14 protein-coding genes are annotated in these 20,239 nt (G+C 53.2%); all 14 read right to left on the bottom strand.

All coding sequences use genetic code 11. The annotated features are described in order from the left end of the window. Window positions 1-36 precede the first annotated feature (36 nt). Window positions 37-1,272: a hypothetical protein gene (locus SB719_RS01045; RefSeq protein WP_412158767.1), complete on the bottom strand. Its 1,236-nt coding sequence runs from the start codon at window positions 1,270-1,272 to the stop codon at window positions 37-39. 448 nt (window positions 1,273-1,720) lie between these two features. Beyond that, a complete protein-coding gene (gene galE, locus SB719_RS01040; RefSeq protein WP_283340836.1) occupies window positions 1,721-2,737 on the bottom strand; it encodes a UDP-glucose 4-epimerase GalE in 1,017 nt (338 codons plus the stop codon). Between the two features lie 44 nt (window positions 2,738-2,781). Then, window positions 2,782-3,678 (bottom strand): UTP--glucose-1-phosphate uridylyltransferase GalF, encoded by an 897-nt coding sequence (gene galF, locus SB719_RS01035; RefSeq protein WP_065648921.1) that lies wholly within the window; start codon window positions 3,676-3,678, stop codon window positions 2,782-2,784. 384 nt (window positions 3,679-4,062) lie between these two features. Further along, the gene (locus SB719_RS01030) at window positions 4,063-5,286 is read right to left on the bottom strand and encodes a glycosyltransferase (protein WP_065648920.1); all 1,224 of its coding nucleotides are present in this window, start codon (window positions 5,284-5,286) and stop codon (window positions 4,063-4,065) included. 3 nt (window positions 5,287-5,289) lie between these two features. Next, window positions 5,290-5,619: a hypothetical protein gene (locus SB719_RS01025; protein WP_292976481.1), complete on the bottom strand. Its 330-nt coding sequence runs from the start codon at window positions 5,617-5,619 to the stop codon at window positions 5,290-5,292. 525 nt (window positions 5,620-6,144) lie between these two features. Then, the gene (locus tag SB719_RS01020; protein ID WP_065648918.1) at window positions 6,145-8,355 is read right to left on the bottom strand and encodes a phage tailspike protein; all 2,211 of its coding nucleotides are present in this window, start codon (window positions 8,353-8,355) and stop codon (window positions 6,145-6,147) included. Between the two features lie 58 nt (window positions 8,356-8,413). Then, a complete protein-coding gene (locus SB719_RS01015) occupies window positions 8,414-9,448 on the bottom strand; it encodes a glycosyltransferase (protein ID WP_313066522.1) in 1,035 nt (344 codons plus the stop codon). Between the two features lie 75 nt (window positions 9,449-9,523). Continuing rightward, window positions 9,524-10,276: a glycosyltransferase family 2 protein gene (locus tag SB719_RS01010; RefSeq protein ID WP_412158766.1), complete on the bottom strand. Its 753-nt coding sequence runs from the start codon at window positions 10,274-10,276 to the stop codon at window positions 9,524-9,526. Window positions 10,277-10,341: 65 nt separating this feature from the next. Further along, the gene (locus SB719_RS01005) at window positions 10,342-11,259 is read right to left on the bottom strand and encodes a glycosyltransferase family 2 protein (RefSeq protein ID WP_412158765.1); all 918 of its coding nucleotides are present in this window, start codon (window positions 11,257-11,259) and stop codon (window positions 10,342-10,344) included. 276 nt (window positions 11,260-11,535) lie between these two features. Continuing rightward, complete coding sequence (wzc, locus tag SB719_RS01000; RefSeq protein ID WP_292976473.1) at window positions 11,536-13,713, bottom strand: tyrosine-protein kinase Wzc; 2,178 nt, start codon at window positions 13,711-13,713, stop codon at window positions 11,536-11,538. 12 nt (window positions 13,714-13,725) lie between these two features. Continuing rightward, complete coding sequence (locus tag SB719_RS00995) at window positions 13,726-14,160, bottom strand: protein-tyrosine-phosphatase (RefSeq protein ID WP_039385385.1); 435 nt, start codon at window positions 14,158-14,160, stop codon at window positions 13,726-13,728. A 9-nt stretch (window positions 14,161-14,169) separates the two neighbouring features. Further along, the gene (locus SB719_RS00990; RefSeq protein WP_175540437.1) at window positions 14,170-15,300 is read right to left on the bottom strand and encodes a polysaccharide export protein; all 1,131 of its coding nucleotides are present in this window, start codon (window positions 15,298-15,300) and stop codon (window positions 14,170-14,172) included. Window positions 15,301-15,599: 299 nt separating this feature from the next. After that, on the bottom strand, window positions 15,600-17,033 hold the full coding sequence (wbaP, locus tag SB719_RS00985) for an undecaprenyl-phosphate galactose phosphotransferase WbaP (protein ID WP_065648913.1): 1,434 nt from the start codon (window positions 17,031-17,033) through the stop codon (window positions 15,600-15,602). Window positions 17,034-18,407: 1,374 nt separating this feature from the next. Then, the gene (asmA, locus tag SB719_RS00980; protein ID WP_304233161.1) at window positions 18,408-20,207 is read right to left on the bottom strand and encodes an outer membrane assembly protein AsmA; all 1,800 of its coding nucleotides are present in this window, start codon (window positions 20,205-20,207) and stop codon (window positions 18,408-18,410) included. Between the last annotated feature and the right edge of the window lie 32 nt (window positions 20,208-20,239).

Here is a 20,239-nt window from a genome sequence, read left to right as displayed (position 1 = left end):
AATATTCGACATTGCCATAGCAATATCATTGCATGTTTAGCTAGTTTTGAATTCTTTTTTTGAATAATAGAAAACTACTGATTTAAATATCAAAATAAAGGTAAAGGCCGCTGTTATACCTGCTGGTACTGCAGTTATTTTATGATTATTTTGCAGCATTAGCACTGTTACAAAAAATACTAAAAGCGAAATTATATGACTGGCTATAATGGCTTTATCTTTTCCTATTGCATATAAAGCATAATGAAATATCATCCCTAAGGCGTTCATAGCTGTAGCAGCCAATAAAATATAATAAACTAACAAGTACTTTTCAAATATCGGCTTTTCAGTCCATTTGAGTAAGAATGGCATTAATAAAACACTAATGACAACAAATGCGATTGTTATTGCAACTGTTGTTATAGACATTTTTTTCAAATGTTTTCTAAATGCAATTTTGTCTCCATCATTTTTTAATTTTATAAGAGCCGGGTAACTAAATGAAAAAACGCCTGCGTCAAGAAAAGTCATTAATGTGCTGGCCATTCCTATAAACAATACGTAAGCACCGACTACCTCAAGATCGTTTAGATATTGCATCCAGTAGCGATCTACTGTTTGCAATCCTCTTAAAGCAAGCGTCGCAATGAGGAATAAGCCACTTACTTTTATTCCCTTAAGTATCCATGAATAGTCTATTTCACTCTTCCATCCGCCCATTTTGGCTTTCTTTAAAGAGCAAACTCCTAAAATTAAAGACAGTAAACCCGAAACTGACCAAAAAATAAAGATTGCGTTAAGTGTTGCAGGAATAATTTTGGAAGCCATGAGTATAACAATCAATATTGCCCATAAACCCTGCCTTACAAAAAGCAGAAAGCTTGCGGTAGTTTGTTTACTTATAGCCACTAGCAGGCGTGATATTTCTTGATTGACATGCTCTAATATCAGGATCAATATAAACCATGAGGCCTGAGCCAAACTTATTTTCCCACCAGCAACCGTAAAAATGAGTAAAACAAATAACACTATATATAATAAAAATGAAACAAAAGCCTGATTTTTAAGGAATGCTCCCCATTGTGATTTTTCACTTTTAATTATTTCACGCGTTGTATAAACATAGAAATCGAGACCAACGAAATACAGTGCATACCCTACTGTTGCAGTGAATATACCATATAAGCCGAGATCATTCGGAGCAAGATATTTTGCCAGGAAAAATATAAATAAAAACCTGCTCGCTAGCGTTATTCCTCGCAACGAGATATTTAAAACTCTTTTATTCATTGTTGATTCTTTCCTGCACATGATTTATTGAGTGCAATTTATACCGGTATCACTTGACAAACTAAAAGCTGATGGCCTTAAAATAATCAGATCATTATGATAAATGGCTATGCTACCGCCCCTGGCTTACGGCAACCACATGCCAGTTTAATCAATTTTTTAGTGCAATACGTATCAGCCGCTCAATAAACAACCACTATGGATATCAGAAGGTTAGCATATCAGCTTTCAGCATTTCACTGCTTGCTTTAATTGCTTATATAGTAAACAATTTGCGTCAGATGTTTCAGCTACTCTTCTGTTATCAGTTTCCACAGCTAATAGTTAAGTTTAACTAATTTCAATAAGAAAAAAAGGCCTCTGTTTCCAGAAGCCATCTTTTTTCTTTCGCACTGTTTTAATGCTCAGCAACATTAGCACATAAGTTGCTCAGTGTAATACCCGAACGTCACAGATTATAACCATTCGGATTCTTCGACTGCCAGTTCCACGTATCGCGCATCATCGCATCGATACCGCGCGTCACGCGCCAGTCGAGTTCATTGTTCGCAAGCGTTGCATCGGCCCAGAAAGCGGGCAGATCGCCGTCGCGGCGCGGTTTGAACTCGAACGGGATCGCTTTACCGGAAGCCGCTTCGAACGCTTTGATCATCTCCAGTACGGAGAAGCCAACGCCGCCGCCGAGGTTGTAAGCTTTATAACCCTCAACCTTGCTGAGGTGATCCAGCGCTTTCAGGTGCCCTTCTGCCAGATCGACGACATGGATATAGTCGCGCTGTGCGGTGCCGTCTGGCGTTTCGTAGTCGTTACCAAACACCCCGAGCTTGTCGAGACGACCAATCGCTACCTGTGCAATGTACGGCAGCAGGTTGTTCGGGATACCGGTCGGGTCTTCACCAATCTCGCCAGACTCGTGCGCGCCTACCGGATTGAAGTAGCGCAGCGCGATAGCTTTGAATTTGGGTTCCGCTTTGGCGAAATCGCGCATTACAAACTCAGTCATCAGCTTGGAGGTGCCATAAGGACTGGTGGTGCCGCCAATCGGCGTGGTTTCCACATAAGGAACCGGGGCGTCAGCACCGTACACGGTGGCTGATGAACTGAAGATGAAGTTCCAGACGCCCGCGTCGCGCATCTCTTCCAGCAGGACCACGGTGCCGGCTACGTTGTTTTCGTAGTATTCCAGCGGCTTACGCGTGGATTCCCCAACGGCTTTCAGCGCAGCGAAGTGGATCACAGCAGAGATGCTGTGGCTGGCAAACAGATCGCGCAGGCAGGCGCGGTCGCGGATATCGCCTTCAACGAATACCGCTTTTTTGCCCGCCAGTTTTTCAACGCGGTTGATCGCTTCGCGTGATGCATTGCAGAGGTTATCCAGAACCACCACGTCGTCACCGCGCTCCAGCAGCGCCAGTACCGTATGGGATCCGATATACCCTGCCCCGCCCGTTACCAAAATAGCCATGTCTACTCCTTGGAAACCGCGCAGGCTGCGCGGTATGGAAATGCTTACTTATCCAGAATCTTATGAATCGCTTCGCGGAAGTCGCGGCCCTGTGCGTTGCTGCGCAGGCCATAAGAGACAAACGCCTGCATATAGCCGAGTTTGCGGCCGCAGTCGAAGCTGGTACCGGTCAGCAGCTGCGCATCAACCGGTTTGGTTTTGCTCAGCGAGGCGATGGCGTCAGTCAGCTGAATACGGCCCCATGCGCCTGGCTCGGTTTTCTCAAGCTCAGCCCAGATGTCTGCAGACAGAACATAGCGACCCACTGCCGTCAGGTCAGAGTTCAGCTCAGCGGCATGCTCCGGCTTTTCAACGATGCTGGTGATCGTACTGATATCGCCCGGGTTGTCGATAGGCTGCTCGGTGGTCAGCACGCCATACTCAGAGAGATCTTCATTCGGCATATGTTTTGCCAGAACCTGGCTGCGACCGGTCTCTTCAAAACGCGCAACCATTGCGGCCAGGTTATAGCGCAGGTGATCGGCAGTAGAGTCATCCAGCAGTACGTCTGGCAGCACAACTACAAACGGGTTGTCGCCAATCATCGGACGCGCGCAAAGTACGGAGTGACCCAGACCCAGCGGATCGGCCTGACGAACGTTCATGATGGTAACGCCTGGCGGGCAGATAGACTGCACTTCGCTCAGCAGCTGACGCTTAACGCGCGCTTCCAGCAGGGCTTCCAGCTCGTAGGTGGTGTCGAAGTGGTTTTCCACTGCATTTTTGGAAGCATGGGTGACCAGCACAATCTCCTTAATGCCTGCCGCCACGCACTCGTCAACGATATACTGAATCATTGGTTTGTCGACGATAGGCAGCATCTCTTTTGGAATGGCTTTAGTCGCAGGGAGCATATGCATACCGAGGCCCGCAACCGGGATTACTGCTTTAAGCTTGGTCATATTTGTTCCATTTTATGAAGTGTAGACATGCATCGATTATGCAGTAATGGCCGCTCGGGCAAGTATAATCTTTATCTGAAAAGCCGACACTAACTCTCTGTCACAGCATCAGAAATTAGTGATCAGGGGCGGTCAGCGTCGGTAATTTTCCGGGCAAATTCAAGCGCTAAAGGCGGGTAAAAGCGTGACGTAAATAGCATTCTGCTATGGGGGTTAAGACCGGCGTTTTTCAGAATGATACGACGTGCAAAGAGCAGTCAGACAGCAAACAGGGGCGTCGTGAAGAACGCCCCTGCAGGATCGGCTTTTTGGCCAGCGCATAAGCCTGACATCGCCGCACCCATCACTGCGCCGATAACCCGTCCGCCTGCGCTTTCATACCCCTTACACCATCTGCTCCAGAATTTTCGCCAGCTCTCCGTAGGCAATATGCTGGTTAAACTCGGTTTCAACTTTATGGCGCGCGGCAGCCACTACCGGTGCAACATCAATGTCGCCACGCGACAGGCGCAGTAACGTAGCAGCCAGCTCATCGGCATCGTTCTCAGAGACCAGCCAGCCGCTGACGTTGTTCTGGATCAGCTCCGGAATGCCGCTGTGGTAGGTGGATACCACCGGCAGCCCCACCGCCATGGCCTCCATCAGCGCCACGGGGATCCCTTCCATGTCACCATCGGCAGCCGTTTTTGAGGGCAGCAGGAAAATATCAGCGTCGTTAAGCGCCTGACGGATCTCCTCCTGCGGCTTGAAGCCCGGCATGCTGACCATCTCTTTCAGGCCGGCACGGGCGATATGTTCACGCATCATGCCTTCCTGCTCGCCGTTGCCGATGATGGTGAATTCAAACTGGCCGCCTTTATCGCGCAGAATTTCACTGGCTTTAACTGCAACGTCCAGCCCTTTTTTCTCAGTCAGGCGTGCTACAGAGACGATGCGCAGCGGCTGGTGAAACGCTTCGCGCGGCCGGAAGTTGAATTTCTCCGGTTCGATACCCATCCGCGTTACGTGCACTTTTTCACGCGGACAGCCCATCTCAATCAGTTTGTTTTCCCAGAGGTGGCTGATCGGCAGCATCAATTCGCTCTGCTTAAACAGATTAATGTAATCCTGCTTGTGCTCCTCGAGGATATGGCGGCGTGAGATATCTGCACCGTGGAATACGGTCGCCTGCTTGCCTTTCAGTACGCCCAGTTCACGCAGTTTGTTTGCCAGCGCGCCGGCATAGCCGAAATGCACCAGAAAGACGTCGGCGGTGAAGGTCTGCTTCGCGTTAGCAACGATCGCCGGCAGCAGCAGCTTCTTTGCCTGTGCGCCGTAGCGTCCCACGTTGAGCGATTTGATCAGCGCCGGTTTGGCGATCTTCGGCAGCATCAGACCGATACGCTGCGTGAGCTTGTCGAGGTTCGATACCTTCTCTTCCGGCAGCAGATAGTGCGTTTTTGCCGCCAGGTTATAGTCGTCGAACGCGGCGTGACGGTTGATCATGTCACCTGGGAACACCGAGATGATTTCAACGTCATAGCCGGCATCAATAAAGTGGGTTACCTGGTTGAGGACAAACGTCTCAGAGGCAACCGGAAAACGCATGGTGAAAAAGGTTAACTTCATCACTTACCCCAATACATTCAGAAGTTCTTCGGTGATGCGGTTGCCTGTTTCACGCTTCTGCGCGACCGCGGTATTTACGTTCAGTTTCAGATTGCCGTGGTCAGCCAGCACTGTCTTGCGCTGAACGCGGGCCATCAGGCTCCGGGGCGTTTTACTGTTGTGCGTAAACAGCGCATTCTGCTGCTGCAGATAACCCGGGCTGGCCGGATAACAACGGATACCGTCACTACCCGGGTTTGCGCATGCTGCCTGCAGTGAGTCAGTCAGCCTGTACAAAATTACACCACCACCGCCATTCCCGCAGGTATGATTACCCGCCAATAAAATCGTCATACAAACTCCAGATATATTTTTTGTAATTCTTACAAGCCGCCGCTTCTATCCTGAGCAGCAAAGTGAACTCTGGCAAAAAAAACTGCAATGGGACAACGCCCGAAAAATGGTGCCAACTGCCTGTTATCTAACCTAAAGCTTCTTACGTAATTTCAGGGGCGCATAGATGCGACCCCCGTGTGTCCCATCGGGGCGCATAAATGCGCCCCCTACATATTTCGCAGAGGTGGCATTCATGCCGCCCTGGAGTCAGCCGATCTCTCATCCAGGGGCGCATTAATGCGCCCCCTACATTTCCCGTAGGGGCGGCATTCATGCCGCCCTGAGTCAGTCGATCTCGCATCCAGGGGCGCATGAATGCGCGTCCTGCGTATCCCAGCGGGGCGCATAAATGCGCCCCCTACAACATCCCGTAGGGGCGGCATTCATGCCGCCCTGAGTCAGTCGATCCCGCATCCAGAGGCGCATGAATGCGCGTCCTGCGTATCCCAGCGGGGCGCATAAATGTGCCCCTGCAGCGTTTATTTATCCCTTAAGGGCGAAATAAGGCATCGCGACCTGCTCGCCGTTGATCACCACTGACACAAACCCTTTAGGCTGGCGCGTATCCACCTGTTCCGGTTTCAGCTCGCGTGACGCCATCAGCAGGTCACCCTGCTCATTGCCGCCGATGCCCGCTTTACCGTTATGCAGGCTGAACCGCTGCGGCGCCTGCTGGCTGCCGTTGCCCGGCGTGCCTTTTACCATGGTGGCATCAACGCGCGCGCAGCGTCCGGTCATAAAGCGATCTTTGGCGGTGCTTTTTATCAGCACCACGGTGGCCGGCGTCCAGCCTGCCAGCCTGACCCAGACTTTGGTATCGGTGTCGGAACGCGCTACCAGCCGTACCTCCAGCACCGGAGCGCTGCCTTCGGCTGACCAGCTCGCCTCCGCTTTCTGCGTTTTGCGCTGCAGATGGATCACCGCCCGCCCGCCGGTCTGCTTGCCGCCGGTGACATCCATCATCGGCGTATCATCGGTGCCGGGGCTGAACTGTGACTGGCCAAACAGCTCAATCTCCCAGCTATCGCCCACGTCAGGTGAGTAGAAATTACCCAGTTCGAACCACGTCGCCTGGTTGGTGTTATTACTCAGGCGGAAGCGCGAGGTGATGTAGTTGTATTTAAGGCTGCCGTCGATGGCAACGCCATAAGACTCCACGCGGGTGGAGCCCATCTCCCAGATGCTCAGCCAGCGCTCGCCCTGCAGCGAGTTGTCGATCCAGCTGCCTGACTGCAGGTTCGTCTGGCGCATATTGAGACGCGAGTTGCGCGCATTAAGCGGGTTTTTGCAATCTTCCAGGCTCAGCGCGTCGATGATCCACTGTCCGTTAGAGATATCGCCAGGGTGCTCGCTGTGCTCAATCCAGCCGTTATGAATAATCGACTGACTGCAGCGCGGCAGGTTCAGCACCATTCCGCCGGTACAGCGCTGGGCGTTGAAGTTAGAGAGCTCTATCGCCGTGCTGTGATCCCAGACGCCCGCTTTCTGACCTGACCAGCCCGCTTTGATGACGTCACCGGTACAGGTATCGGCATACCACTGGTCAATTTTGCAGTCGAGCGTATCGAGCAGGCTGATTGAGGTGCCTCCTACGCGGTTAAAGCGCAGGCAGGCGCCGCGAAAGAACTGGCCGCCCGGGCAGGTGTTGCTGAACAACCCCTGCCGGTTGGGCCGCTTATCATTCTGGCCGTTGAAGTTAAGGTTTGAGATCTCCGTCCAGCGCGCTTTGACTTTAAACACAAAGTCAGAGCGGCCGTCAGAGACCAGCGTGGTCGCCGGAAAATAGCCGAAGTTAACCATCGCGCCGGAGATGCGGAAGAAGCGCTGCTCCTCCTCGCCGAAATCACAGCCGGTGACAAAAAATTTACCGGCCGGGAACTGCACGCAAATAGGCTGATTGTTATCGAGCGACCACTGATACATCGCTTTGATGGCCGGTGCCGCGTCTGTTTTTCCGTCGGCAATAGCACCAAATTCAAACAGCGTCAGACGGTTAAAATCTTCCACCACGCGCCGCCAGTAAAACCCGTTGCCGCTTAAGATAACGCCGTCATCATCACGCGCATCGCCATAAGCACCGACAAATTCGCCACCCCCCACTTCCAGCCCTTCATGCCAGCTCTTGAGCTTGATCTTGGCACCGGCAAACAGCGGGCGGGTTTTACGCAGCTCCTCAACGGACGGGATCTCGCCAATCAGCTGATAGCCGTTCGGCTGGGCCAGACGCTGGCTGAAATTATTCTGGCCGGGGCGTGAGACATCGGTAATGGAGAAGAGCGTGTTTCCCTCGCTGTCTTCCACCGCCATGGAGTGCGCCGGATTAGCGATCAGCGCAGCGTTATCATGGATAAATTGCGCAAAGTTACCTTTGTTCAGCGCAATCGGCTGGCTGATTTGCGCCACTTTGCCGCTGGCGTCGCGCAGGTAAACCGGGATCTGATTGCCTTTTTGACTGGCGTCGCTGCCCGCTTTACCGATCCACAGCCTGCCTTCAAAGTTCTGCCAGAACTGCGGCGGCATGGTATAGACATTTTCCGGCGTGAGGATCGGCACATCGCCCTGCGGGACGCTGGCCGGATCGACCGGTTTCAGCGCGGGCTGGCCGCTTTTCGCTGCGTAGCTGGAAAATGCGCTTACGGAAAGCGCGGTCACAATGGAGGAGGCGGCTGCCTGCAACACTTCTCTTCTTTTCATGCGTTCAATCCCGTGGTCAAAGTCAGTGTGTCCCGGCAGGCATCAAAAAGCATGGCGCTTATACCAGCGCCAGCCAGCTCTGTTTGATCTGATTACCGTCAAACTTGAGTGCGGTCTCTTTTGTCTTATCGCTCATGGCAAAGAACAGCGCATCATCGCTGGCAAGCTGTTCCATCCGCGCCAGAAACGTGGCTTTATCATTCATTGGCACCAGGAAACCATCTTCGCCGTGATTGATGATCTCCTGCGGGCCGGTCGGGCAGTCATAGGCCACCACCGGCAGGGACCAGGATTTCGCTTCCAGCAGCACCAGCGGCAACCCTTCATAGCGTGACGTCATCAGCGCCATATCGCTGTCGCGGTAGTAGTCGTTAATGTTGCTGACCTTGCCGACAAAGTTCACGCTGTTGGTAATACCGAGTGCAGCAGCCTGCTCATGCAGCTGCTGGCGCAGCTCGCCATCGCCGGCAATCGCCAGCGTCCACTCCGGATGCTTTTTGCTGAAATCTGCCCAGATATCCAGCAGCAGATCGAACCCTTTCTGGTTATCAAGCCGCCCGACCGCCAGCGCCTGGCGACTGCGCTGACGCCGTTCAAAGCCTTTGTACACTACCGGGTTGGGGATCTGCTGGCTGCGGATATGCCAGCGGCTGAAGACCTGCTGATCTTTATCCGTCAGGACAATGATGCGGTCGTAGTAGCGCAGCAGCAGCCATTTCATGAGTTTGATCGGCTTGCTGAAAGAGTTGATGGCGATATGCTCGCAGGCGTAGGCTTTAAAGGTTTTTTTCTTCAGCATCATCAGGTTCCAGAACGCAAACATCACGCTCAGGCGGCCCATACTGATGAGAAAAACGCAGTCAAAACCTTCCTGGTGAACGCGCGCTACGACACTTTTAATCGGGTTGCTGTGGCCTTCAAAACTGACGATCTCTTTTACACGCGTAAAGGGATAAAAGGTTTCGCCATGGCCCTCAAGGGAGTAAATAGTGATGGCGTGCTCTTCACCAAGGCACTCTGACATGAAGTTACAGATGTTCTCGGTGCCCGCATAGGAGTGGGCATCTTTGATCACCAAAACGACTTTTTTCATTTAACGCTTTCCACCTCAAAAATACAGAACGTAAAACCCATACTGGCTGCATGACTGCACGCAAACATGCGGATTTCAGCGATGCTTCAGGGCGAAAAGAACGCCATTCACCATATACCAGGTGTAATAGTAATAGACTTTTAATGGGTTGTTTTTATAGATAATTCTTAATAATTCCAGATGCCATTTCGCCGCCTTGTTTTTGTTCCGCGACAGCGAATCACCCAGCTCGTAATAGTTCACCAGCGTCTTGCGGATCACCCGCGCCTGTTTGTAGCGGGAAAAGAGCTCGTAGAGGAAAAGAAAGTCTTCATGCCCTTTACGCTGAAAGAAGATCCCCTGCGGTGGACGACGGAAACAGACTGATGAGAAGCAGACGCGATACTGCTTCTTCACAAAGTTATCCTGCTGCAGATACGGTTTGCCCCAGGTGATATCGTGTCCGGCGCTCTGCGTTTTATAGTGGTAATGCGTGATAACAAAGTCATCGCCGGCGGCGATGGCGGCAGCCTGCTCAGCCAGTTTCTCTGGATGCCACTCATCATCGCTGTCGAGAAACGCGATGATCTCTTCACTCGCAGCACGCAGCCCGACGTTGCGCGTTTCTGCTGCGCCCTGATTAACCTCATTGCTGAGAATAGTAATACGCGCATCCTGGCAGTGCTCACGCACCAGGGCCAGAGAGTCGTCGGTGGAGGTGTCATTAACCAGATAGAGATGCCAGTCGCTGTAGGTCTGTTTAACAATCGACTCAACCGCGCGCAGTACGGTTTTACGTGCGTTATACATCGGCATCACAATACCGATGGTGCCAACATGATTTGTCATTTTTATTGCCCGGAGTGTCAGGAACCAAAAAAATTGCTCCCGCGCGGGGAGCAAGTGGATGCGTGTCAGGAGACCGCTTTTCTGCCGCCAAACCGTGATTTCACCTTATCCATCAGGCGATTCATAAAGTAGGCGCGGTTGTCGCGGTTGGTCAGGAAAAAGTAGCGGGCAAAGCTCAGGCTCGCCTGCAGCGATTTACCGTCCATCTTGTAGCGCAGCGGCAGTTTGAATGCCTTATAGGTATGGACGTCACGCGTCGTCAGGTGCGGCTTCATGCTATCCAGCCAGAAGTAGGAGTACTTTACCGACTCCCCTTTGTGCTTAGAGCCAAATTTGGTCACCAGGTGATAGGTCGCCAGCGGTTTGGCAATCATCACAAACTCATAGCCCAGGCGATCGGCGCGGATACAGAAATCGTAGTCCTGATGGCGGATATAGCGCGTATCAAACTGGATTTTCAGCGCATCCTCGCGCTTCAGCACGATGGTACTGGTCTGGATAAAGCCGTAGCAGCCAAACAGATATTCAGCGACGGTCTCATTTTTGCCCGGCGCCTGCATCGGCATCACTTTCAGAAAACGGCCATCCTGATGAATATTGACCTGGCTGAAAATGACATAACGTAACTTCCCCTGCGCTTCCAGACGCGTAATGGTGTCGCGTACCTCTGAAAGTTTATCCGGGTGCCACTCGTCATCCGCATCAAGGAAGCTGATAAAGTCACCTTCAGCCAGTTCAATACCTTTGTTACGGGCGCCGGCGCCGTTGAGTTTGACCTCAGAAAGCTCCAGCTTAATTGTCAGCTCCTGATAGCGTTCATCCCGTACCACCTGCGCCAGCTCTGCCGCGTCAGCCGATTTGTCATCCACAATGATGACTTCAAAATTACGATAGCTTTGCGCTTTAACGCAGTCGAGCGTGGTGATAATCGATTTCGACGCGTTATACGCCGGAATGACGATTGAGAAGCGAATGTCCTGCATTGCCAGCACCTCTTAAACAGCTGTTCCAGATCCAACGGTAGCGCGAGCAGGCCCCGGAAAGAAATCGGTTTTATTCCGAAAAATCATACCGTTATTACTCTTTCTTCTGAGGATGCCGCGTACCATTACGGAAATACCAAAGATTGTGCTGTGTGTATATTTGGGTGCAAAACGCACCGAAAAAATGGCGTCGGCCTGAAAAGGCGTTGCCCGGCTGTGAGCCGCTGTGCTTCACCATAAAAACGGGGCGGATAAACCGCCCCGTGAAGGTGTTATTTAGCTTTTAGCTTCTTTGCCGTATTCGTAGTTGTAGTAGTCGTAACCATAACCGTAGGCGTTTGACGCTTTGCGTACCACGGCGTTGAGGATCACGCCCTTGATCTCAATGCCGTTCTGCGCGAAGCGCTTGTAGCTGACATCCAGTTCTTTCGTGGTGTTGGTTTCAAAGCGTGCAACCATCAGCGACGTTCCTGCCAGCTTACCAATGATAGAGGCATCGGTAACCGCCAGGATTGGTGGGGTATCGATCAGCACCAGGTCATAGTTTTTGCTCGCCCACTCCAGCAGCTCACTCATGCGACGATGCATCAGCAGCTCAGACGGGTTAGGTGGCACCTGACCACGTGGCAGGAAATCAAAGCCGTAGACGCCGCGCTGAATCATCGCCGGAGAGAACTCAGTCTTGCCGGAAAGGACGTTAGAGAGGCCCTGCTTGTTATCCGCACCCAGCAGCTCATGGGTGTAGCCGCGACGCATATCACCATCGATAAACAGCACGCGCTGACCCGCTTTGGCGACCAGAGTTGCCAGGTTGGCACAGACAAAGGTTTTACCAATGCCCGGGCTGGCGCCGGTGATCATCAGGATGTTGTTCTTCGCTTCCATCATCGCAAAGTGCAGGCTGGTACGCAGGCTGCGAATCGCTTCGATAGAGAGGTCAGTCGGGTTACCCAGCGCCAGCAGCGTATTGTGCGGATCGCTTTTCTCTTTGTGACCACGACGCGCCAGTGCTTCAGTATCTTTCTTGCGCTGCCACTCAGAGAGCGGGACGCTGGCGTAGACGTTCATGCCCAGCTCTTCCAGCTGCTCAGGATTGTCAATACCGTGATGGAACAGCGCTTTCAGCAGCACCAGACCGACCGACAGCAGCAGACCCAGAATCAGGCCAGCCAGTACAATCAGGGTTTTCTTCGGTGCAACCGGGCTACCGGCCGTTTCAGCGTTATCGATGATGCGGACATCACCTACGGTGCTTGCCTTGCTGATCCCCAGCTCCTGCTGACGGTTCAGCAGCTGCATGTAGATCTCCTGGCCCGACTGTACGTCACGCGTCAGTCGCAGGATCTCCTGCTGCGTCTGCGGCATAGAGGAGATGCGCTTGTTCAGCTGAGCCTGCTCCGCTTCCAGCGTTTTGCGTTTATCCAGCAGCGCGCGGTAGGTCGGGTGATCTTTGGTGAACAGCTGCGACACTTCTGCTTCACGGAAGGTCAGCTCGTTCAGCTGGCTCTGCACGCTGACAGAGGTATCCAGAGCGGACTTCGCTTCCAGCGACATATCAACAGACGCGTTCTCGCGGCGGAAGGTGTTCAGCTTATCTTCCGCATCATCCAGCTTGGCACGCACCTGAGGCAGCTGATTACGCAGGAACTGCAGGCTCTTTTCCGCCTGTTCAGACTTGCGCTCAACGTTCTGCAGCAGGTAGTTGTTGACGATCTGGTTCAGGACACGGCTCGCCTGCTCCGGATCTTCATCACGGTACTCAAGACCCAGTACGCCGGTGCTTTTGCCTTTATCGGCCACGGTCAGCGCACCCAGTACGGTTTTAATCGCCTGCAGGTCGGTCAGTTTGGTGACGCTGAAGGTCGTGCCTTCATCTGCCTGAATACCGCTGACCAGCATGGTGACTTCGCCATGCTGCTCCAGCTGACCCACGCGGCCTTTGAACAGTTCGTCGCCGTCGCTGCTCACGGTATAGGTATCTGCACCGGTCACTTCCAGCTCAACGGTACGCTTGTCGATGCTGCGCGGGATCTCCAGACGGGAAATAGCGATCTGTCCCGGCTTGTTACCCATCAGGCGCGACAGGCCTTTACCAATGACCGGGAAGTAGTGCTGCTGCACTACGCTGTCCAGACCCAGATCCTGAACGGTTTTGCCGATGACCATACGGGATTCAAGGATCTGAATCTCGGTATCAGAGGCTGGCATGGCTGGCAGAACGTCGGTCAGATCGTTCAGCACCGAAGCGGTGTTTTTCTGCTCAACCTGTACCATGGCGTCTGCGCTATAGATTGGCGTCGCAAACAGTGTGTAGAGCGTTGCCACCAGCATAAAGAAGGCGGTAACGGCAACAATGATCCAGCGGTGATCAACCAGCTGTCCCACAAGATGCGCCAGATCCCATCCATTCGAATCTTCTTTTGGCGCGGTCATGACCTTGTTTTTAATATTCATGGATAATCCCAACTATCGGCTTAATACGTTGACCCATTTCTGGGTTGCGTTGTCCAGTAACCCGTACACAGCGTCGAAGGCCTCGCGGCTCTTTCGGTACGGGTCCGCAATTTCCTGTTGATTAAGCCAGTGCCCCAGCAGCATCGTTTTTCCGCGCGCGGCGGGATCGATGCGGTTGACCTGCTCAATATGGCGCTTCTCCATCACCAGAATCAGGTCGAAGTCACGGCACATTTCTGCCGTTAACTGCTGTGCCTGATGTCCGTCGAGTGAGAGGCCATGCTCAGCGGCAACCTCACTGGCCATCTTATCGGCCGGATACCCTTCCAGGGCACCCAGGCCGGCCGAGGCCACGCGCGTTTGCGGCAGTGCCCGTTTCAGCAGCCGCTCGGCGGTTGGCGAACGGCAGATGTTACCTACACAAACCACTAACACTGACTTAATCATGGTAAAACCTTAGTTCGACCAGTTGCGGAAGCGCAGCGCTGACGAGCTTGCATCGTCGATACCTACGATGGTCGGCAGCAGTCCGGAGATAACGCGGTTCCAGCGGGTAATCGGCGTGGCGGTGACGTAGACGATGTCATACGGTTCCAGCTGGAACTCCGTACCCATCACCATTGACGCCGCATCCTTGGTATTCAACTGATAGATGTTGGCGATTTTCGTGCGGTTAGCGCCGCGAATCGGACGGATAACGAACACGCCGGTTGCATCAGAGGTGGTCTGATCCATGCCCTGTGCGTTGCCCAGCGCTTCTGCCAGCGTCATGCCGCTGCGATCCATCTTCAGGGTAGCCTGCTGACGCACTTCACCCATTACAAAGACTTTGAGATCGTCATTACGCGGTACGTACAGAATATCGCCCGGATAGAGGAGATGGTTCTGGCTCAGGTCGCCATTTTGCATCAGGGCCTGCAGCGAAATACGCTGTTCGCGGCCGTTATGCGTCAGCACGACGTTGCGCCAGTCAGCATCAGCGGCCAGGCCGCCCGCGGCGTTGACTGCATCCAGTACGGTAAGCGGCACGTTGGTAATCGGCTGCTGACCAGATGTGGTCACCGACCCGGTGATATACGCTTTCTGCGAGCGGAAAGCCGCCAGGTTAACATCTACCTGCGGGCTTTCAATGTACTGCGCCAGACGACGCGCAATCTCCGCACGCACTTCCGTTACGGTGCGACCCGCGACGCGTACTTTACCGATGTACGGATAGAAAATTGTGCCGTCAGCCTGCACCCAGTTGCCGGTGTCGCTGGCGCTGCGGTACTGGCCGGCTGGGGTCGTCAGCTCCGGGTGATCCCAGACGGTGACATTCAGCACGTCGCCCACACCGATGCGATATTCGTAGCTCTGAATCTCGTTCTGCAGCTGTGGGTTAGCCTGTGCAACCAGCGGCTTAGGACGCATCTGCTCAACCAGACGAGGTGTCATCGGGAAGACGTTTACGTATTTATCGATGTCAAAGTTGCTATCCTGTTGCTCAATGACATCTTTTCCACTGGTGGTAAGGTGCGAACCTGGTTCAATGGTGCACCCGGAGAGAAAAGTTGCGGATACCAGTAAAGGTATCAATTTAGTTTTCATTATCATCTGGTTATTCGCTATCAGTTAATGATTGATAGAGGCGAAAACGCCGCTGTGTAAGCGTCTTACAAAAATTTAATTTAACGGGTTAAACACTGAAACTGTGGGTCATTATCATTGCTCCCTTGGTTTTTATGTTGTCACCGTGCCCCCGGACGACATCAATTAAAGCGGAATAGTGCCACTCAACAACCTATTCGCTTTAATCAGGCTCGATAATGGCAGTGTTCAGATAACAAGACTCCCAGCACCGGCAGTTATTCAGCGAGAGAGGCACCCTCTCCCGCCTTCGCTGTCTATCAATACGCGCCGTCGCGCTTAAGCACTACGCCGACTGTCTTAAACAGGATCGCAATATCATTCCACAGCGACCAGTTTTTGACATACCACGAGTCGAAATAGACGCGTGTTTCGTAGTCAACGTCGTTACGACCGCTGACCTGCCACAATCCCGTCATGCCTGGCTTGGCCATCAGGTAGTAATCTACATCCCCGGCATAACGGCAGAGTTCATCTTCAATCACCGGACGTGGCCCCACAAGGCTCATGTCGCCACGTACCACGTTCCACAGCTGCGGCAGCTCATCCAGACTGGTTTTACGGATGAAATGGCCAACTTTGGTAATACGCGGATCGTTCTTCAGTTTGAAATCTTTATCCCACTCCGCTCGCGCAACCGGATCGGTGCGCAGCACCTCTTCCAGCACTTCTTTGGAGTTGATCACCATTGAGCGAAACTTCAGGCATTTAAATTTACGTCCGTTCATACCGACACGTTCGTGACCGTAAATCGGCGGTCCGCCATCGCGGCCAACCATAAAACCGAGTACCAGCAGCGCCGGCGACAGCGCCACAATAATGCCGAGTGCACCGACGATGTCGAACGTGCGCTTGAGGAAACGCGAGGTGCGCTTCGCCAGGTTGTTGTTCACGCGCAGGATCATGACTTCGTGGCTGAAGATATAGGCCATGTCCGTTCCGTAGAGCGGTACACCACGCAGCGTCGGAATAACGGATACCGAACGGCAATTGTGCATAGCCAGGTTTTTCAGCCAGAGGTCGCGATACTGACTCTGTTCAGACTCAACCGCAACGATAAACTGCGTTTCGCTGTTGGTTAACTGCCAGAGCTCAGCTTCGTTATGCAGTACCGGTACGCCGGAAATGCTGGCCTGCGGGCAGCTGCCATCAACATCAAAGAAGGCGATAACGTCAAAGCCCATCACCTCTTCACTCTGCAGCGCCTGCCAGGCTTCCTGTGCGTTACGGCTGCTGCCAATGATGATGGTCTGCTTTTTCCACATACCGAAATGGTTCAGTACACGCTTGGAGACGGCACGCGCAACCGGGATCAGGATCAGCGCCAGAATCCAGGTCAGTACCCAGACAAAACGCGACATCTGCCACTGCGATAATGCAGAAATAGACAAATCGATGACCGAGAAAATAAACACGGTACGAAATATCTCTTTCAGCTCAAACCAGAATGGCTTGCGGTAAGTGTAATGGCGCAGACGCACCCAGAACCAGCCCGTACAGATAATTGACAGACAGATGTGAGTAGCAATTTTTAAATTGAGATCTTTTTCAGAGATATCAGCCAGTGGCGAGTCAGATAATGAATTAATCAGGGCGAGTGCAATAAACAACGCCGCGTTAAAACAAATTAAATCCGAGCACGCCAGTAAAAATTTGGTCAGAAGACTTTTATATGTAAATTCGTTATCGCGCATATTTAACTCTTTTATTTTATTTCCCTAATCCCTAACGCTACAGGCCTGTGTAATAAATGAGCGATACTCAGTCGGAGCCTGTTGAGCAAACTGCGGCGAACTCCCCGGTATTTAGGTCAATTCTCTATTGATTTTCGACAGAAAATTGTGATAAATACCAACGGATTAGTCTGAGTTCCATTGCCGCTACACCAGACAGTTCATTTCCTGTTTACGCCAGTTCAGGCACGCTACCGCCCCTGGCTGTCGCTGCCAATACCGCCTGCTCATCCTGTTTTGCGCTTTTTTAACCATTTTCCCAGGATAACTCCTGGCCGGATCGCGCAGGTTCACAATTCACAACTTTAAAATGCATAACCCTGCGCTATTAACCAGATTGGCGCGGACATTTACTGACACGTTGCTATACTAGTTATTACTGGCTTGTTTACAAGTAGGGCCCGTGCCCCCTGTGCTATTTTAGGAAAAAGACTACCAGCCATTAGTAATGACGCCACATCTGCCGCGCAATCAGCGGTGAAAATTCAGAATTATTCGGATATACGATTGATAAAATGTAAGCGGTAATCCTGCTCAATCGGCATAACAATTAATTGTGCGTAGCATCCCTTCTCCTGCATTCTTAATCCATACAGTTTGCTTATTTGGTCTGCTGCGGCCTGAGCATTTCCCTGGCCAGCGTGCAAAACCTTATACCAGCAGGCCCGGCAGCGTTTTTCCGGTTTCCGGCCATTCACTGTCATCAGATAAACCCCATTTTAAGACATTACGCTGACACGAGTATGCGGGCGTGGATCGGCGATCCGCCGATCCGGGAGAGGTTAGTCACGCTAATCATTCAGCAGCGGACACCGGACATTAATCGCCTGTGTTTATTGCCATTCTGGTTGAAAAGCTGCCGCGACCGGACGCGTGTGACGTCTCTGATGCTGGCGCTACCGATCCGCGCCGGGCTGCTGGCCTCGCTCTCGTGGCCAGTGACGCTGATACCGCCCCTGCTGACGGTCTGACCGCGCACGCGACCTGCTGCGCTTACCGGACGGTACTGTCCTGCTCTGCAAAGCAACCACTGAACTGATTGTGCGGCGGGAAGGTGGTGATAACGAGAGCGGTCAAAATAAGAACGGCGCTAAATTCTGGCCGGTGATGCAGGTGGTCGATCTGCTGTATCAGTCGCCGCACGGTGATTCAGCTGGTCTGCGCACATCGATCCGTCAGGCGCGCACGCGTTTTGCCTTTATTATGAATGAGTCTGGATCAGCTTAAGGGATCGTGACGCTGAGCGACGGAGTAAAGGCTAACGTGCCCTCCGGGCGCCCTCCAATGGCGCCCCTGCGGTGTTCTGCAGGGGCGCATTTCTGTCACCGGTCAGCCTCAGGGCTTTTTCGTGGACGGATGGCGATCAAGCCACTGGTTAAGGCGCGACTTTGCCTCGCTCTGCAGCTGCTGACGCACAACATCATCTATCGGCAACGAATACTGCAGCTTATCCCAGCGGCCATACATACGCAGCGGAACAGGCTGCTGATTGAGCACTTTCGCCAGACGCTCATCCCCTTTCCAGCCGCGCAACATCATATTGATGGTGACATCCAGCTGCTGCTGCACAATATCGACCGTTCCGTGCGTCTGTAGCGCCAGCTGGTTGCCGCCACCCTGCAGATCGGTAAACGCAACGTTGCCCTGCTGCAGACTGATACGCCCTGACAGCTGCTGGATGCCCTGATTATCAGGCTGATCGTTCGTTACCTGATTACTGGCGCGCGCAACGGCCCGGCGTACCATCTGTTGCAGATTAAGCTGCGTGAGCTGCAGATTGGTGGCCTCAATATCCGCACTACCCTGCCAGTTCTGCTTCGCCTCTTTTACGCTCAGCCCTGCCCCGCTCACCTTACCCTGCAGTGATAACGTTCCCTCAAGTGCAGCAGGCAGCGCCAGCGCTTTCAGCAGAGGGGCGATGGCGATATTTTCCAGTTCAGGCTGAAACGCAGCCCGGGTAACCGGCTGACGAATATCAATTTGCCCCGGCAGCGAAAAATGTCCGTCACCCAGCCTGCCCTGCAGCCGGGTGAGCGTCATCAGCCCCTGCTGGTTGCTGGCGTCGATCTGCAGGTTACTCAGCGTCAGCCCGCGCCACTGGCTCTGGTCCGCTTTCAGGGCAAGCTGCAGATCGAGCGTATTGAGCGGTGAATCGGCGTTATTGCGGAGGAGAGGTTCCGCAATCACCGGCGGCTGCACCGGCGCAGCCTGCGCGGTCCCGCTATCGCTGCTGACGGGCGCGCTAACGGCAAGGTTATCGATATTCAGCGAGGTTGCATGCAGCGCAAGGCGCAGCTGCTGCGGCATCGCAATACGTCCTTCGGCACTGCCCTGCAGCGTACTGTCGTTCGCGGTAAGCTGCATATCGGCCAGGGAGAACCGCTGTTTATCGGCGTTCCAGATCGCTTTTCCGCTCAGCGCGCCCTTGATCCCCTGCACCGGCAGATTCGCGCCGTCCAGCGCATAATCAAGCTGCGCCAGCGTGCCGCTGAGCTGATGCGGATAACGTGAGACATCCATCTCGCCCTGCAGCGCGACGCTGAGGTTGCGCTGATTACGTGACAGGCGCGTGCTCAGTTCAATGTGATTCTGTTTGCGGCTGTCCTGATCCAGACTCAGATTAAGATTGCGGAAGTTATACTCATCCCCGCCCGGCTGCTGCCAGATAAGCAGGCTGTCGGCCACGCGCAGTTTCGCTATCGCCAGGCTCCAGCTCTGTGAGGCGGCTAATGCCGGTTCGCTGTCGCCGGGACCGACGGGAGCCCCGCCGGGTTTCTGCGGCGCACTCTCCGGCGTGGCGCGAATAATCGCGTTTTTCAGCATCACCTGGCTGACACTGAGCTGATGCGTGAGCAGCGGCCAGAGATCGACATCCAGCCGCATGTTTTCGGCGGTCACCAGCGGCTGGCTGGCACCGGGTGCGGTGAGGCTCATGCGCCCGGAAAGAATGCTGAGCTGAGGCCAGACGTGCCAACGCAAATCGCTGCCTGTGACCAGCTGATAACCACTGCGCTGCTCTACCTGTTTTACCATGTAGGCACGAAAATCGTTGGGATTAACCAGTAGCACCAGTGCGGCCATCCCTGCCACCACTACCACTAACAGGATGGCCAGCGTGGTTATCAATCTTCTCATTGCATCCTCAATGTGATGACCCGCGCCTCGTC

The organism is Pantoea sp. SIMBA_079, from assembly GCF_046940275.1.
Classification (GTDB): Bacteria; Pseudomonadota; Gammaproteobacteria; order Enterobacterales; family Enterobacteriaceae; genus Pantoea; species Pantoea borealis.
Note: the sequence above shows the minus strand (reverse complement) of the source record. Positions and strands in the feature narration are given on the sequence as shown.